We start from the raw sequence: 13,349 nt of genomic DNA, 5'->3' as shown, positions 1-13,349 counted from the left end.
GGCCGACTTCCTGCAACCCGAGTTGATCAGGGGTCGATCGAGGCCGAACAGGTGCGGACCGCTCAGGTGGCGTCGTCGTAGCTGACCCGCGGTGCCGGCGCCGAAGGCGTACCGGTGGCCGTGCCGGACCGGGTCTCGTTCGACCGCAGGTCGGCGGCGCTGGCCACGTCCTTCAGGTCGTTGTGCACGCCGGTGACGTCCGCGCGCAGGTTGTCGTAGACGCCCTGCAACGGCTTGCGGATCGCGGCCTCGTCCTCCTCGCTGAGGAGGTGCTTGCGGATGAACGCCTTCGGGTGCAGGTCTTCCAGCTGGATGTCGGTGCCCAGCTCGCGGCTCAGATCGCCGGTGGCGTTGCGGGCCATGTTGCGCAGGTTGCGCACCAACCGCAGGCCGTCGGTGATCACGGCGGGGAGCCGGTCGCCGAAGATCAGCAGCGCCAGGAGCAGCAGCGCACCGATCTCCCACCAGTTCAGGTTGTCGAGCATCCCGCGGGCCTCCTCTCGGCGTCAGCAGCAAGACTACGCACGCCGGACGGCTTTCCGGCAAGGGGTGCGCCGCTGTTCACTTCGCGTCCGCGGCGAGAGTTACCGAGGTGTTCTGCCGGGCGGAGCCCCGCCGAAACTCGACGGTCACGACCGAGCCCGGCGCGTACTTGCGGACCAGCGCGGTGAGGTCGGTCGGCTCGGTCATCGGCCGCCCGTTGATCTTGAGGATCACGTCGCCGACCTTCAACCCGGCGCCATCCGCCGGCCCGGACGGCTCCACCTCGGCCAGCCGCAGGCCACCTCCGGCGACCCCGGTCGGGCCGTCCGCCCGGGCGCCGATCACCGTACGCCGGGCCTTGCCGGTGCCGATGATGTCCTGCGTCACCCGCTTGGCCTGGTTGATCGGGATGGCGAAGGCGAGCCCGATGTTGCCCGCCTCCTGCCCCTCGGCGACCAGTGACTTGATGGTGGAGTTCACCCCGACCACCCGGCCGGCGCCGTCGACCAGTGGGCCGCCCGAGTTGCCGTGGTTGACCGCGGCGTCGGTCTGGATGGCCGCGTAGTAGCGCACCGGACCGCCCGGCTCGCCGGCCTGCATCGTCCGGTCCAGGGCGCTCACGATGCCGGCGGTGACCGTGTTGGCCAACGACAGCGGCGAACCGATGGCGAGCACGGGGTCGCCGACCGCCAGCGCGTCGGAGTCACCGAACTCCACCGGTCGCAGCCCGGGACGACTCACCTTGATCACGGCGATGTCCGACTCCGGGTCCTGACCGACGATGGTCGCCGGCGCGGTGCTGCCGTCGTTGAAAACCACCGACGCCTTGCCGCTGCCGCCGGCCACCACGTGGTCGTTGGTGATCACATGGCCGTCGGCGGTGGCGATGAAGCCAGAGCCCTCGCTGGTCCCGCCGAGGCTGCTCACCCGGACGGTGACCACGCTGGGCAGGACCCGCTCGGCGACCCCGGCCAGTGACTCCGGTTTGCGCTGGGCCAGCGCCGGCACCTCCGTGGGAGCCCCACCGAGCACCGCCTGACCGGCACCGCTGCGGACCGCGAACGCGTAGCCCAACGCACCGCCGAGAGTGCCGGCCAGGAGCGCGGTGATCACCGGGATGAGCAAGAGGTGGCGCAGCGTCGGGCGGCCCGGCGCGTCGGGATCGGTGACCGGCTCGGGCTCGGTGCCGGCCGCCACCGCCCCGGGCACCACCACCGCGGTCGGTGCCGCCGGATCGCGCCAGGGATCGGCGAGAGCGTCCGACCACCAGGGCGACGCGGCGGCCGAGGCGGGTCCGCTAGCGGCGGGTGCCGGCCAGCCCGACGCCGCCCCAACGGAGGTCGCCGGCCAGCTCTGCGTCGGCCCAGCCGGGGTGGCCGGCCAGCTCTGCGTCGGCCCAGCGGGGGTCGCCGGCCAGCTCTGCGTCGGCCCAGCCGGGGTGGCCGGCCAGCTCTGCGTCGGCCCAGCGGGGGTCGCCGGCCAGCTCTGCGTCGGCCCACCGCCCGGCGGTGCGAGCGGCATGCGGTCAGCCCCCGGCGTGGTCGGCGGCCCCACCGGCGGAGTCCCTGCCCCGGGCGGTTGCGCCGGAGTCTCACCGCCCCGGCGCCAGTCCCAGCCGTCGGTCACGTCGGTGCCTCCCAGTCCGTCCCCGGATCCCGCGCCGCGTCGCCCGGCCACGGGCCGGTTTGGTCGCGGCTGACGGGATACCGCCTCCAGGATTGCACGGATGCCCGCGGTGGGGTCAGCGGTTGCTTCGGTGATCGCTTCAGGCGGAGGCGCGGCTGCGCCCCATGACGGTCGCCTCTACGCTCACAGTGCCAACCCGCCCCCGCACCACGCACCGCCCCCGGAGGTGCCCCATCGCCACGGTCGCCGGTTCCGGCAGTTCGACGACGCAGGCGCAGCAGTTCGCCGAGTCGTACGTCACCGAGGATCTCGTTCTGCGTACCGCCCGCAGCCTGGCCCGGGAGGTGGGCCTGGACGCGGTCACCCCTGGCGCCGGAGCGGCGCTGCGGCTGCTGGCCGCCGCCGGCAACGCCCGCGCGGTGGTGGAGATCGGCACCGGCACCGGGGTGAGCGGCGTCTGGTTGCTGCGTGGCATGCGCGCCGACGGCGTGCTCACCACCATCGACGTGGAGGTTGAGCACCAGCGGATCGCCCGGCGGATCTTCGCCGAGGCGGGCTTCGCGGCCGGTCGCACCCGGATCATCACCGGTCGTGCGCTCGACGTGCTTCCTCGGCTCGCCGACGGTGCGTACGACCTGGTCTTCGTGGACGCGGAGGCGACCGGTTTCCACGCCTGTGTGGAGGCGGCGCTGCGGTTGTTGCGCCCGGGGGGCGTGCTGGCGCTCAACGGGGTGTTGGCCAGCGGCCGGATCGGCGACCCGGCCGCCCGGGACGCGGAAACGGTGACGGTCCGCGAGACGATCAAGTCGGTCCGGGAGTCGGAGCACTGGATCCCCGCGCTGCTCCCGGTCGGGCACGGGCTGCTCGCCGCGGTGAAGTGCTGACCCGGGCCCGGGACGTGTCGAAGCCTCGGTCGAGCCGAGGCTTCGACCCACGCCCTAGTTGACGTCGGCGAGCCAGCGGAGCAACGACCGGACGCCCCAGCCGGTGGCGCCGCGACTGACCTCGGCCTGGTCGCTGTCCGCCCAGGAGGGTGCCGACATGTCCAGGTGCAGCCAGCGGTCCCGTAGCTCACCGGTGAACTCGCGCAGGTAGAGCGCGGCCAGCACCGAACCGGCACCCTGCGCCGGCGCGCTGTAGAGGTCGGCGATCTCGCTGCCGAGGTACTCGACGTAGTCGGTGTGCAGCGGCATCCGCCACGCCGACTCGCCGGCCGCCTCGGACGCCGCCAGCACGGCGGCGGCGAGTTCGTCGTTCTCGCTGTACAGGGCGGCGGTGCGCTTGCCCAGTGCTACCGAGTTCGCGCCGGTGAGCGTGGCCAGGTCGATCAGCAGGTCCGGGTTGAGTTGCTGCACCGCGTACGCCAGCGCGTCGGCGAGGACCAGCCGACCCTCGGCGTCGGAGTTGGTCGTCTCACTGGTCGTGCCGCCGTAGTGCCGGATGACGTCGCCGGGGCGGAACGCCGACCCGCTGACCATGTTCTCGGCGAGCGGGGCCAGCGTGGTGATCCGGACCGGCAGCCGCAGCGTGGCGGCACCGAGGGTGGCCGCGACGACGGCGGCCGCCCCGGCCATGTCCTTGCGCATCAGCTTCATCGCCGGGACCGGCTTGATCGAGATGCCGCCGGTGTCGAAGGTGATGCCCTTGCCGATCAGCACCACGTGGGTGCGCGCGTCGGCCGGGTGCCAGTCCAGTTCGACGAGCCGGGGGCCGCTGGCCGAGCCACCGCCCACGGCGAGGATCCCGCCGAAGCCCTCGGTGGCCAGCTCGGCCGGGCCACGGACCCGCAGCCGCAGGTCCGGAAGATCGGCCGCGGCGGAGGCCACCTGATCGGCGAACCACTGCGGGGTCTTCACCGAGGAGGGGGTGTTGGTCAGATCGCGGGCGAGGTGGGTCATCGCCGCCGTGGTCTGGGCCGTGGCGACGGTGGCCTGGTGCGCGGCCGGGTCGGCGAGCAGCAGGTCGACGCCGCTGAGCGCCGGTCGGTCGGCGGCCTCGGTCAGGCGGAACCGGTACGGCGCGAGCAGCAGCCCTTCGGTCAACCCGCGGACCGCGGCCGGGGTCACCTCGGCCGGCAGCGCGATGGTGATGTGCGTCTCATCGGCGGTGGAGCGGGCCAGGGCCGCGCCGGCCGTCCGCCAGGCCGCCTCACCGCCGTCGCCGATGCCGAGCAGCAGCAGCCGCCCAGGGGTACGCCCGGGGCGCAGCTGGGTGTGGATCTCACCGGCTCGACCCGTGAGCCGGGCCGCCGGGACCAGCGCGGCGGCCTCGTCGGCCGTGCCGTCCGGGGCCGTCACGGCGGTCGACACCGGCTCGGCCGAGGTGCCGTCTCCGGCCGTCGACTCGACGGGACGGACGGGCAGGACCAGGACGTCGAGCCGGTCGGGCTCGGCGATCAGACGGATGGCGAGCACGCGGAACCGTACCTCCAGGAAAATGTCGCGGACCGGAACCGAACTCACCCGCCCGCAGCGGTGAAGACCCTGAGCCACCGGCGTTTCCGGTGGCTCAGGGTCTGCAGAACGTTCCGGGCGGCCTGAGCCGCCCGGAGCACTCCTTACTCAGCCGGCCGCTGCCTTCAATGCATCACCGAGCGCGTTGGCCTCGTCGGGAGTCATCTCGACGACGAGCCGGCCACCGCCCTCCAGCGGGACCCGCATGACGATGCCCCGCCCCTCCTTGGTGACTTCCAGCGGACCGTCGCCCGTCCGCGGCTTCATCGCCGCCATGTTGTCTCCCCTCAGACCTACACCAGGGTCGGTGGGTTGCCCCACAGCCACTTCGTCACGACCACCCGCAACGGTCGCGGGGGTGTCGACCAACGATTTTCCCTGATGAACACCGCCGGACCCAAACCGGAGCAGCATTGATGTAACAGCATCTAGCTTATCTTGAGAAGGCCTGTCACAATGTGCGGTCATGCAGGCACGGTCGGCACTCTTCGACCTGTACGGCGACCACCTCCGTCCGAGGGGTGGCCGGGCACCGGTTGCTGCCCTGGTCAAGCTGCTGGCGCCGCTGGGAATCGCACCGCCAGCAGTTCGCACCGCGGTGTCCCGGATGGTGCGTCAGGGCTGGCTCGAACCACTCCGGTTGGCCTCCGGACCGGGATATTCGATCACACCGAAAGCCGCCAGACGACTCGACGAGGCTGCGGCCCGGATCTACCGGACCGGCCGGGTCACCTGGGACGGCCGGTTCGATCTGCTGGTGCTGGAGGCCCCGGGCTCCCGGCGAGACCGGCAGCGGCTCGCCGCGAACCTGAGTTTTCTCGGCTACGGCACGCTCGACGAGCAGACCTGGGTCGCCACCCGCCCCGCCGAGGATGTCGACCTGCTCCTCGCCGAGACCGGCATCCGGTTCGAGCGGTTCACCGCCTCGCACTTCTCCGGCACCCCGGGGGCGATGGGCGTGGTCCGGCGGGCCTGGAACCTGACCGAGATCGGCCGCGCCTACGAGCAGTTCGTCGCGGACCAGCGCCCACTGCTCGCGGCAGTCACCGTGCGCAGCAGCGACGAGGAGGCGTACGCGACGCGGTTCCGGCTCGTGCACGCCTGGCGTACGTTCCTCTTCCGGGACCCGCAACTGCCCCCGGCGCTGCTGCCCGAGCGGTGGCCGGGCACCGCCGCAGCCAGTTTCTTCGACCGGCACGCGGCCCGCCTGCGTCCGGCCGCCGACCGGTACGTCGAACAGTGCCTCGACGCCGGCAACCGCATCGTCCGACAGAAGGGTCGTTAGACACGTGACCGAGCCGCTGCTGGTCGACCGGACCGACGCCGTCGTCACCCTCACGCTGAACCGGCCGAACGCCATGAACGCGCTCGACGTGGCGCTCAAGGAGGCGCTACGGGACACCCTGGCGGAGTTGGAGACCGACCGATCCTGCCGCGCGGTCGTCCTGGCCGGGGCCGGCGGGTCGTTCAGCGCCGGTCAGGACCTGCGCGAGCACGTGTCCACCCTGGAAAACTCCGCCAGTGACCCGCTGGGCACCGTGCGGGCGCACTACAACCCGATCACCGCCCGGCTCGCCAACCTGCCCAAGCCGGTGATCGCCGCGGTCCGGGGGATGGCCGCCGGGGCGGGCGCGTCGCTGGCGTTCCTCGCCGACATCCGCATCGGCGGTCCGACCACCAGTTTCCTGATGGCCTTCACCAAGGTCGGTCTCGCCGCCGACACCGGCGCCTCCTGGACGTTGCCCCGGCTGGTCGGCCACGCCAAGGCGGTGGAGTTGCTGATGCTGGCCGAGCCGGTCCGGGCCGAGGAGGCCTGCCGACTGGGCCTGCTCAACCGGTTGACCGACGACGACGAGCAGGTGTTGCCCGTCGCACAGGAACTGGCCGCCCGCCTCGCCGCCGGTCCGACCGTCGCGTACGGGGCGATCAAGCGGCAGCTGTCCATCGCCGACGCCGGAACCCTCGCCGACGCCCTCGCCGCCGAGGCGCAGGCCCAGTCGATCTGCGGTGCCACCGCCGACCACCGGGCGGCCACGTTCGCCTTCGTCGCCAAGCAGAAACCGGTCTTCGAGGGACGCTGAACGCGATTCGGACCCCGACCCGGGCCCGGTCCTCGCCGCCTGGCGGGGACGGGTGGAAGCTGTTCTAGTCGTCCTCTTCCGGATCCTGGTTGGCCTGCTCGCCCAGCACGAACGCCTGCATGGCCAGCTCGTCGCCGGACGGCGAGACGAAGGCCGGCAACTCACGCGGCCCCAACTCCTGCACGTAGGACCAGAACAACCGCACCGCCTCGGCGGGCGTGCCGGCCTCGATCGGCAGGTCGAGGCTGACCAGCCAGGTGCGCCGCGCCGGGGGCGGGCCAAGCTGGTCGGCCAGCGCCCGGAAGGCCGCCGGCTCCAGTGCGGTGACCGGCCCGTCGAGCGTCAGCAGGTCGGCCGGCACCGGCTCGTCGAAGGCCCGCCGGGTGTACGCCACGACGAGCGTCCCCGGCTCGGTCGGGGACTGCGGGTCATCCGGGTCTTCGCGGTGGCGTTGAGCCGGCGCGCTCACCCGGCCGAGGGCCACCAGCCGTGGAGGTGCGTCGACCAGCACGGCCACCTGGTCTCCCGGCCCGGGGCGGGCGACGTCGGTCAGCCCGGTCAGCTCCAGTGTGTCGTGGTGCACGAGCCGCTCGGCCTCGTACCGCTCGGCGGGCAGCAGCACGGCCCAGGTGCCCAACCCGTCGGCGTTGCCGGCCGCACCGGCCCGGTGCGCGGTCTCGGTCGTCATGCCTGCCATCTCATCACGCCGCCGGTTGGCGGGTGACGTGACAGCCGACGATGTGATCGTCGACCATTCCGGTGGCCTGCATCAGGGCGTACGCGGTGGTCGGGCCGACGAACCGGAAGCCGCGCTTCTTGAGCGCCTTGGCCATCGCTGTCGACTCGGGCGTGATCGGTGCGACCTCGGCGAACGAGGCGGGGCGAGCGGGCCGGGGCTCCGGGGCGAAGGACCAGAGCAGCGCGGACAAACCCTCCGGCAGCTCCAGTGCGGCGCGGGCGTTGGCGATCGCCGCCTCGATCTTGGCCCGGTTGCGGACGATGCCGGCGTCGGCGAGCAGCCGGGTCACGTCGGCGTCGTCGTAGCGGGCGACGGTCGGGAGGTGGAACTCGTCGAAGGCCAGCCGGAACGCCGGACGCTTGCGCAGGATGGTCAGCCAGGACAGCCCGGACTGGAACGCCTCCAGCGTCATCCGCTCGTAGAGCGCGTCGTCGCCGTGCAGCGGCCGCCCCCACTCCGTGTCGTGGTAGATGGCGTAGTCGGGGGTGCTCGACCCCCAGGCGCAGCGCGCCAGCCCGTCGGCGCCGATCACCAGGTCAGTCACCTCGTACACGCTAGGGCATCCGTCCGACACCCATTGCCACCGGCGGCTCGGCTGCCTATGGTGCTTGTTACCGACCAGTAGGTCGAGGTTACCCACCGGTGCGCCCCGGCCGGTGACGGCGAGCGGAGGCCGCGGTGAAGGAGTTCCCGGACGTCATCGCCTGGTCCATCCCGGCCTTCGTGCTGCTCATCGTGCTGGAGCGGGTCTCCTACCTGCTGCATCGCGACGATGACGAGGTCGGCTACGGCGGCGCCGACACCGCGACCAGCCTGGCGATGGGGCTGGGCAGCATCTTCACCGACCTGCTCTGGAAGGTACCGATCGCTGCCGCGTACGCGCTGCTCTACGCGCTCACCCCGCTGCGGGTGGCCGAGCTCTGGTGGACCTGGCCGCTAATCCTGCTCGCGCAGGACTTCTTCTACTACTGGTCGCACCGCGGCCACCACGTGATCCGCATCCTCTGGGCCTCGCACGTGGTGCACCACTCGTCGCAGCGGTTCAACCTCTCCACCGCTCTGCGTCAGCCATGGACCGGCCTGACCAGCTGGATCTTCTACATCCCGCTGATCCTGGCCGGCGTCCACCCGGCCGTGGTCGCGTTCTGCGGCTCGGTCAACCTGCTCTACCAGTTCTGGATCCACACCGAGCGGATCGACAGGATGCCGCGCTGGTACGAGGCGGTGTTCAACACCCCGTCACACCACCGGGTGCACCACGCCTCGCAGGGCGGCTACCTGGACCGCAACTTCGGCGGCATCCTGATCGTCTGGGACCGGCTCTTCGGCTCGTTCGCGCCGGAACGAGAACGCTGCGTGTACGGCCTGACCAAGAACGTCGGCAGCTACAACCCGATCCGGGTGGCCTTCCACGAGTACGCCTCGATCGCTCGGGACCTGCGCGCCGCGGCGACCTGGCGGCACCGCGCCGGGCACCTCTTCCGCGCGCCGGGCTGGCAGCCGGCACCGGGCTTGGTCAGGGCAGCCGGCCCTGCTCGACCAGACGGGCGAACCTCTTCAGCGCCTGGGTAAGCCCGAGCTTGGAGCCGGGCCAGAGCACCGGCCACGCGAGCCGACCGGCCCGGCCGCCCGGCAGGTGGAACCACTCGTGCCAGACGACCTGGGTGCGGTCCCGGCCCAGCTGGGTGCAGCGCAGCACCCCCGGGCCGCGCAGCAACTGGCCGTGGTGCACCACGCCGATCTCGTACGGCTCGTCGACCCGGACCACCCGCATCTCGTCGCGCAGCGTCGCCCGGCCGAGCGCGGTCACCGCCTCGATCCGGCTGCCCTCGCGCCCGTCTCCCTCGACCACCCGGACCCGGGTGAACGGGATCCAGTCGGATTGCCGTTCCCAGGCGAGCAACGCGGCGAAGACCTGCTCCGCCGGGGCGTCGACGATCACCGTGGCGGTCACCTCACCGGCGCCGGGTTGGGCTGCCTCCCGAAGATCGTCCGCGCCCTCCGGCTCGGTCACGCCGGCTCCGACCGAACCACCGCGTCGCGCTGCTCGGTGCCGCCGGCGGGCGTGCCGGCGGTCTGCTCACGATGAGCCGACTCGCGCTCGGCTGACCCGACGGCAGGTGCCACACCGTCGGAATCCGCCGGGGACGAGGTGGCGGCGGGCAACGGGTCGGGGGCCGTCGAGCCGACCGGGGCCGAACCCGCCCCGTCGGTGAGCGGCGCGTCGTTGCCCGGCTCCACTGCCGTGCCCGGCTCGGCTGCTGCCGTGCCCGGCTCGGCCGGGTCCGCGGTCGTCACCTTGCTGGCAGACTGCTCGCGGGCCTGGCGCAGCACGTCCGCGTCGTCGGTGCGTCCCTCACGCAACGCGATGACCTCCGACTCCAGTACGCCGATCAGCTCGGACTTGTAGCCGATGTCGTAGGCGGCACGCCGCATCGCCTGATCGACCTGGTCCATCCGGTACCCGCGCAAGCCGGTGTCGAAACGAACCGCCCCCACGTCGGATTCGCGCAGCGGGCGGGTGCCCGGCAAGGCCACGGCCTGTGAATCCGGCTCGACCGGCACCAAGCCGGGATCACGGCCGCTGACCAGCACCGTCACGCCGAATATCACCGCCGCGACGGTCAACGCCACGACCAGGAGGAGCAGAAGCTGACCCATGTACTGATCGTGGCATGGCAGCCGGCCGGGAGCGACCCCGCCACCCGCCCCGATCACGATCAGTGCCGCCCGCCGAAATCACCGGCGGACGACCGACTAGCGTCGGGACCGGCCGACGCGGCGGCGACGGCGCGGACTTCCAGGAGGCGGGCATGGCCGGGGCGCTTCGGCTGGGTGGGCACACGTTCGCCCCGGGCGAGCTGGTGGTGATGGCGATCATCAACCGCACGCCGGACTCGTTCTTCGACCGGGGAGCCACCTTCGACGCCGACAGCGCTCTGCGGGCGGTGGAGCGGGCGGTGGACGAGGGCGCGGCCATCATCGACATCGGCGGGGTCAAGGCCGGTCCCGGCGCGGAGGTGGACGTCGCCGAGGAGATCCGGCGCACGGTGCAGACCATCGCCGCCGTCCGAGCCGCGTTCCCGCAGGTGGTGATCTCCATCGACACCTGGCGGGCCGAGGTGGCGACGGAGGCCGTGGCGGCCGGCGCGGACCTTCTCAACGACACCTGGTCGGGGGCCGACCCCGCGTTGGCCCGGGTGGCCGCGCAGACCGGCGCCGGCCTGGTCTGCTCGCACGCCGGGGGCCTGACGCCGCGCACCCGGCCGCACCGGGCCGCCTTCCCCGACGTGGTCGCCGACGTGGTCGCGACGGTGACCGGGCTCGCCGAGCGCGCGGTGGCGGCAGGGGTACGCCCCGACGGCATCCTCATCGACCCGGCACACGACTTCGGCAAGAACACCCGACACTCCCTGGAGATCACTCGCCGGCTGGACGAGCTGACCGGGACCGGCTGGCCGGTGCTGGTGGCGCTCTCCAACAAGGACTTCATCGGGGAGACGTTGGGCCTGCCGGTGGCCGAACGGCTGGAGGGGACCCTCGCCGCGACGGCGGTCTCGGCCTGGCTGGGCGCCCGGGTCTTCCGGGCCCACCAGGTCGGCCCGACCCGCCGGGTGCTGGACATGGTGGCCTCGATCCGAGGCGACCGCCCACCTAAGGAAACGCGCCGGGGACTGGCCTGACCGGTTGTCGCCGTAACCGACCGCGAACGGTCGGACGGACCGGCACGATCGCCGGAGGCCGGAGCGCTCAGGTCCAGCGCAGGATGTTCCTACGCCAGGCATAGAGGATGCCGAGTGCGAGCACCGCCACGAACACCGCCATCTCCACCACCGTCACCAGCCCGAAGCCGGGCCGGTCGAAGACCACCGCCCAGGGGAAGAGGAACACCGCCTCGACCGCGAACAACACGTACAGGTACGCGTACACGTAGTAGCGGATCTGCATCTGCGCCCAGTCGGCACCGACCGGGTCGAGCCCGCACTCGTAGCTGGCCCGCTTGCCCGGCGGGTCGGCCGGACGCGACGGACGTAACACCCGATTGGCCGAGAACGCCGTAACGAAGAAGAGAACGCTGGCGAGCAGCAGGAGCCCGAGCGTCGCGTACGAGCCCAGGTATCCGGTCACAGTCGGCAGCCTACCGTCCGTCCGGACGGGCCGTCCCAAACACGTTACGGATTTGTTTCCAGATGGGACTAGTGCTCCGGGGCAACAGTTACCGAATATTGGACACCCACCCATGTCACCGGAGGACAGATGGCTCGCCTGAAGGCATCGCCCGGTAACCGGGCGGAGGGGCGGCGTTCCACGCCCCTGCTAGCGACCGCGCTCGCGCTCGGCGTCCTCACTGCGCTCGCCGTGGGACCGACCTGGGCCGGCGCGGCACCCGAAGCGGACCCGGTCGCGACCTCGGCCGACCCCCTCACCGACCCGGGAGGCGAGGAGCCGGCGACCACGCCGGCCGAGCCCACCCCGACCGAGGAGGGGCCGGGCGGCGGGCCTGGGCCGACCGGCCCGGCGCCGGAGACCAGCGCGCCACCACCGGAGACGACGCCACCGGCCCCGGTGACCACCGCCCCGGAGGTGCCGCCGGCGCCGACCACCGTCGCGCCCGCGCCGGGTGGCACCACCAGACCGCCCACCCCGGGACCTCCGGCACCTCCCGGACCGACCGGGCCCGCGGTCCCGCCAACGCCGCCGGCTCCGCCGGTCCGCCCGCCCGCGCCGGGTTCGGTCGCGCCTCCGCAGAGCCCACTGGGCGTACAGGTCACCACTGGCGACGTCACCCTCACCGAGACGTACTGGAACACCGCGAGCACCACCGCCACCCTCCAGGTCACGGTGCACAACACCGGCAGCACCACGGAACGGATCCAACTCTCGTACACCCTGCCGGCCGGCCTGACCGACGCCGGCACGAAGGGCTGCGCCGCCGTCGGCGGTGGGGCGTACCGCTGTGGGGCCTGGACCGCCGGGGCGGGCGTCCGGTTCAGCACCACGCTGCGCCTGCGGGTCGCTGGCACCGCGTGGAAGCAGATGCCGCTCAGCGGCTCGGTCCGGGTCGTCGCGGACGCACCGGGAACGCCCGGTGAGGCGACCGACGACCAGGGCTTCGCGGTGCTCTTCCCACCCGGTCCGCCGGTGCCCGGGATCGCGCTGGCCGCCGACGAGGTGGCCTTCGACATCAGCGGCGGCCCCAGCACCCTCACGATCCGGCTGGGCAACACCGGCACGGTGGACGCCGCCGGCGGGGTCGAGGTGGTCCTGCCAGCCGGGGTGACCGTGCCGGCCCCACCGCTCGGCTGCGTGGCGGTCGACCCCACCCGGACCCGCTGCGACGCCGGCCTGGTGCTCACGGGCACGACCGCCGAACTGCGGCTGCCGGTGGAGGCGACGCCGCAGGCCCAGCGGGAGGCGCCGTTGTCCGGCGCCGTGGTCGGTCAACTCGATCCGCGCAGCGGCCCGACCCGTCGGGTGCAGATGAGCTTCCGGATCACCGCCGCCGCCGCGCTGGCCACGCCGGCGGTCTCCCCGCCCGCGCCGACCGGCTCGCAGGGCGTACTCGCGGCCGGTGCCTCGACCGGAGACGGCGGGTTGACCTCGGTGCAGCGCACCGCGGTCATCCTGATCGCGGTCTCCACGCTGCTGGTGGTGCTGGCTCTCACCCTCGCCACGACCTCACTGCGCCGCCGGTTCGCCGGCCCGGCGCCCGAGCCCACGGCCAACCCCGCCGACTGAACGCCGACGATCCCGCCCGTCGTGCGGCCGGGGTCGTCGGCGCGAACCGGTGGTGATCTGAATTACGGCGGGCGGGGCGTAACGCCGCAAAATCGGGCATTTATCGACTCTGTCCGGTCCCAGTCGGCGGACCTCCGGGGATGGTTAGGTCTCCCTTAGACGTAGGCTCTCAGGTGAGGTACGACAGCGGCCGGACCAGCCTGGGGCGGTGCGGTGAAACGTTGCGTC

At 72.7% G+C, this 13,349-nt stretch carries 15 protein-coding genes; 6 read left to right on the top strand and 9 right to left on the bottom strand.

Annotated elements, in window-relative coordinates; genetic code table 11:
• Nucleotides 1–62: 62 nt before the first annotated feature.
• Nucleotides 63–485 carry a preprotein translocase subunit TatB gene (locus ACIBF8_RS00695; RefSeq protein WP_396780223.1) on the bottom strand — a complete coding sequence of 141 codons (423 nt, stop codon included), beginning with the start codon at nucleotides 483–485 and terminating at the stop codon, nucleotides 63–65.
• A 76-nt stretch (nucleotides 486–561) separates the two neighbouring features.
• Complete coding sequence (locus ACIBF8_RS00690) at nucleotides 562–2,004, bottom strand: trypsin-like peptidase domain-containing protein (RefSeq protein WP_396780222.1); 1,443 nt, start codon at nucleotides 2,002–2,004, stop codon at nucleotides 562–564.
• A 419-nt stretch (nucleotides 2,005–2,423) separates the two neighbouring features.
• Here ACIBF8_RS00690 and ACIBF8_RS00685 point away from each other — a divergent pair, with 419 nt between their 5' ends.
• On the top strand, nucleotides 2,424–2,993 hold the full coding sequence (locus ACIBF8_RS00685; protein WP_396780685.1) for an O-methyltransferase: 570 nt from the start codon (nucleotides 2,424–2,426) through the stop codon (nucleotides 2,991–2,993).
• Nucleotides 2,994–3,047: 54 nt separating this feature from the next.
• Here ACIBF8_RS00685 and ACIBF8_RS00680 read toward each other — a convergent pair whose 3' ends face one another.
• Both ACIBF8_RS00680 and ACIBF8_RS00675 read right to left on the bottom strand, forming a co-directional pair.
• Nucleotides 3,048–4,523, bottom strand: coding sequence for a leucyl aminopeptidase family protein (locus tag ACIBF8_RS00680; RefSeq protein WP_396780684.1), 1,476 nt, complete (start codon nucleotides 4,521–4,523; stop codon nucleotides 3,048–3,050).
• Between the two features lie 147 nt (nucleotides 4,524–4,670).
• On the bottom strand, nucleotides 4,671–4,838 hold the full coding sequence (locus ACIBF8_RS00675) for a DUF3117 domain-containing protein (protein ID WP_007455245.1): 168 nt from the start codon (nucleotides 4,836–4,838) through the stop codon (nucleotides 4,671–4,673).
• Nucleotides 4,839–5,028: 190 nt separating this feature from the next.
• Between ACIBF8_RS00675 and ACIBF8_RS00670 the strand changes: the two genes are divergently transcribed.
• Both ACIBF8_RS00670 and ACIBF8_RS00665 read left to right on the top strand, forming a co-directional pair.
• Nucleotides 5,029–5,847 carry a PaaX family transcriptional regulator C-terminal domain-containing protein gene (locus ACIBF8_RS00670; RefSeq protein ID WP_396780221.1) on the top strand — a complete coding sequence of 273 codons (819 nt, stop codon included), beginning with the start codon at nucleotides 5,029–5,031 and terminating at the stop codon, nucleotides 5,845–5,847.
• A 4-nt stretch (nucleotides 5,848–5,851) separates the two neighbouring features.
• Nucleotides 5,852–6,643 (top strand): enoyl-CoA hydratase-related protein, encoded by a 792-nt coding sequence (locus ACIBF8_RS00665; RefSeq protein ID WP_396780220.1) that lies wholly within the window; start codon nucleotides 5,852–5,854, stop codon nucleotides 6,641–6,643.
• A 64-nt stretch (nucleotides 6,644–6,707) separates the two neighbouring features.
• On the opposite strand, the gene ACIBF8_RS00660 is transcribed toward ACIBF8_RS00665, so the two are convergent.
• Both ACIBF8_RS00660 and ACIBF8_RS00655 read right to left on the bottom strand, forming a co-directional pair.
• A complete protein-coding gene (locus ACIBF8_RS00660) occupies nucleotides 6,708–7,331 on the bottom strand; it encodes a hypothetical protein (protein ID WP_396780219.1) in 624 nt (207 codons plus the stop codon).
• 13 nt (nucleotides 7,332–7,344) lie between these two features.
• Nucleotides 7,345–7,926 (bottom strand): DNA-3-methyladenine glycosylase I, encoded by a 582-nt coding sequence (locus ACIBF8_RS00655; protein ID WP_396780218.1) that lies wholly within the window; start codon nucleotides 7,924–7,926, stop codon nucleotides 7,345–7,347.
• 134 nt (nucleotides 7,927–8,060) lie between these two features.
• Between ACIBF8_RS00655 and ACIBF8_RS00650 the strand changes: the two genes are divergently transcribed.
• Nucleotides 8,061–8,954, top strand: coding sequence for a sterol desaturase family protein (locus tag ACIBF8_RS00650; RefSeq protein WP_396780217.1), 894 nt, complete (start codon nucleotides 8,061–8,063; stop codon nucleotides 8,952–8,954).
• On the opposite strand, the gene ACIBF8_RS00645 is transcribed toward ACIBF8_RS00650, so the two are convergent.
• Both ACIBF8_RS00645 and ACIBF8_RS00640 read right to left on the bottom strand, forming a co-directional pair.
• Nucleotides 8,899–9,396: an SRPBCC family protein gene (locus tag ACIBF8_RS00645; protein WP_396780216.1), complete on the bottom strand. Its 498-nt coding sequence runs from the start codon at nucleotides 9,394–9,396 to the stop codon at nucleotides 8,899–8,901. The two genes, ACIBF8_RS00650 and ACIBF8_RS00645, sit on opposite strands and share 56 nt — an antisense overlap.
• Entirely contained in the window at nucleotides 9,393–10,043 is a 651-nt protein-coding gene (locus ACIBF8_RS00640; protein ID WP_396780215.1) for a DivIVA domain-containing protein, read from the bottom strand. Before ACIBF8_RS00640 ends, ACIBF8_RS00645 begins: the two co-directional genes overlap by 4 nt.
• Nucleotides 10,044–10,195: 152 nt before the next feature.
• Here ACIBF8_RS00640 and folP point away from each other — a divergent pair, with 152 nt between their 5' ends.
• Nucleotides 10,196–11,065 carry a dihydropteroate synthase gene (gene folP, locus ACIBF8_RS00635; protein WP_396780214.1) on the top strand — a complete coding sequence of 290 codons (870 nt, stop codon included), beginning with the start codon at nucleotides 10,196–10,198 and terminating at the stop codon, nucleotides 11,063–11,065.
• Between the two features lie 67 nt (nucleotides 11,066–11,132).
• Here the strand turns inward: folP and ndhC are convergent, their stop codons facing one another.
• Nucleotides 11,133–11,510 (bottom strand): NADH-quinone oxidoreductase subunit A, encoded by a 378-nt coding sequence (ndhC, locus tag ACIBF8_RS00630; RefSeq protein WP_396780213.1) that lies wholly within the window; start codon nucleotides 11,508–11,510, stop codon nucleotides 11,133–11,135.
• 129 nt (nucleotides 11,511–11,639) lie between these two features.
• Here ndhC and ACIBF8_RS00625 point away from each other — a divergent pair, with 129 nt between their 5' ends.
• Complete coding sequence (locus tag ACIBF8_RS00625) at nucleotides 11,640–13,121, top strand: hypothetical protein (protein ID WP_396780212.1); 1,482 nt, start codon at nucleotides 11,640–11,642, stop codon at nucleotides 13,119–13,121.
• The last annotated feature ends 228 nt before the right edge of the window (nucleotides 13,122–13,349 follow it).

The sequence above is a fragment of the Micromonospora sp. NPDC050276 genome (genome assembly GCF_044459545.1).
In the GTDB taxonomy this organism is placed as follows: domain Bacteria; phylum Actinomycetota; class Actinomycetes; order Mycobacteriales; family Micromonosporaceae; genus Micromonospora.
The sequence above is the reverse complement of the archived record's forward strand: the minus strand, read 5'-3'. Positions and strand labels throughout refer to the sequence as shown.

Coding starts and splice junctions, on each gene's coding strand:
- ACIBF8_RS00675 (WP_007455245.1), bottom strand. CDS start 4,838: ATGGCGGCGATGAAGCCGCGGACGGGCGACGGTCCGCTGGAAGTCACC.
- ACIBF8_RS00670 (WP_396780221.1), top strand. CDS start 5,029: ATGCAGGCACGGTCGGCACTCTTCGACCTGTACGGCGACCACCTCCGT.
- ACIBF8_RS00690 (WP_396780222.1), bottom strand. CDS start 2,004: ATGCCGCTCGCACCGCCGGGCGGTGGGCCGACGCAGAGCTGGCCGGCG.
- ACIBF8_RS00660 (WP_396780219.1), bottom strand. CDS start 7,331: ATGACGACCGAGACCGCGCACCGGGCCGGTGCGGCCGGCAACGCCGAC.
- ACIBF8_RS00640 (WP_396780215.1), bottom strand. CDS start 10,043: ATGGGTCAGCTTCTGCTCCTCCTGGTCGTGGCGTTGACCGTCGCGGCG.
- ACIBF8_RS00625 (WP_396780212.1), top strand. CDS start 11,640: ATGGCTCGCCTGAAGGCATCGCCCGGTAACCGGGCGGAGGGGCGGCGT.
- ACIBF8_RS00695 (WP_396780223.1), bottom strand. CDS start 485: ATGCTCGACAACCTGAACTGGTGGGAGATCGGTGCGCTGCTGCTCCTG.
- folP (WP_396780214.1), top strand. CDS start 10,196: ATGGCCGGGGCGCTTCGGCTGGGTGGGCACACGTTCGCCCCGGGCGAG.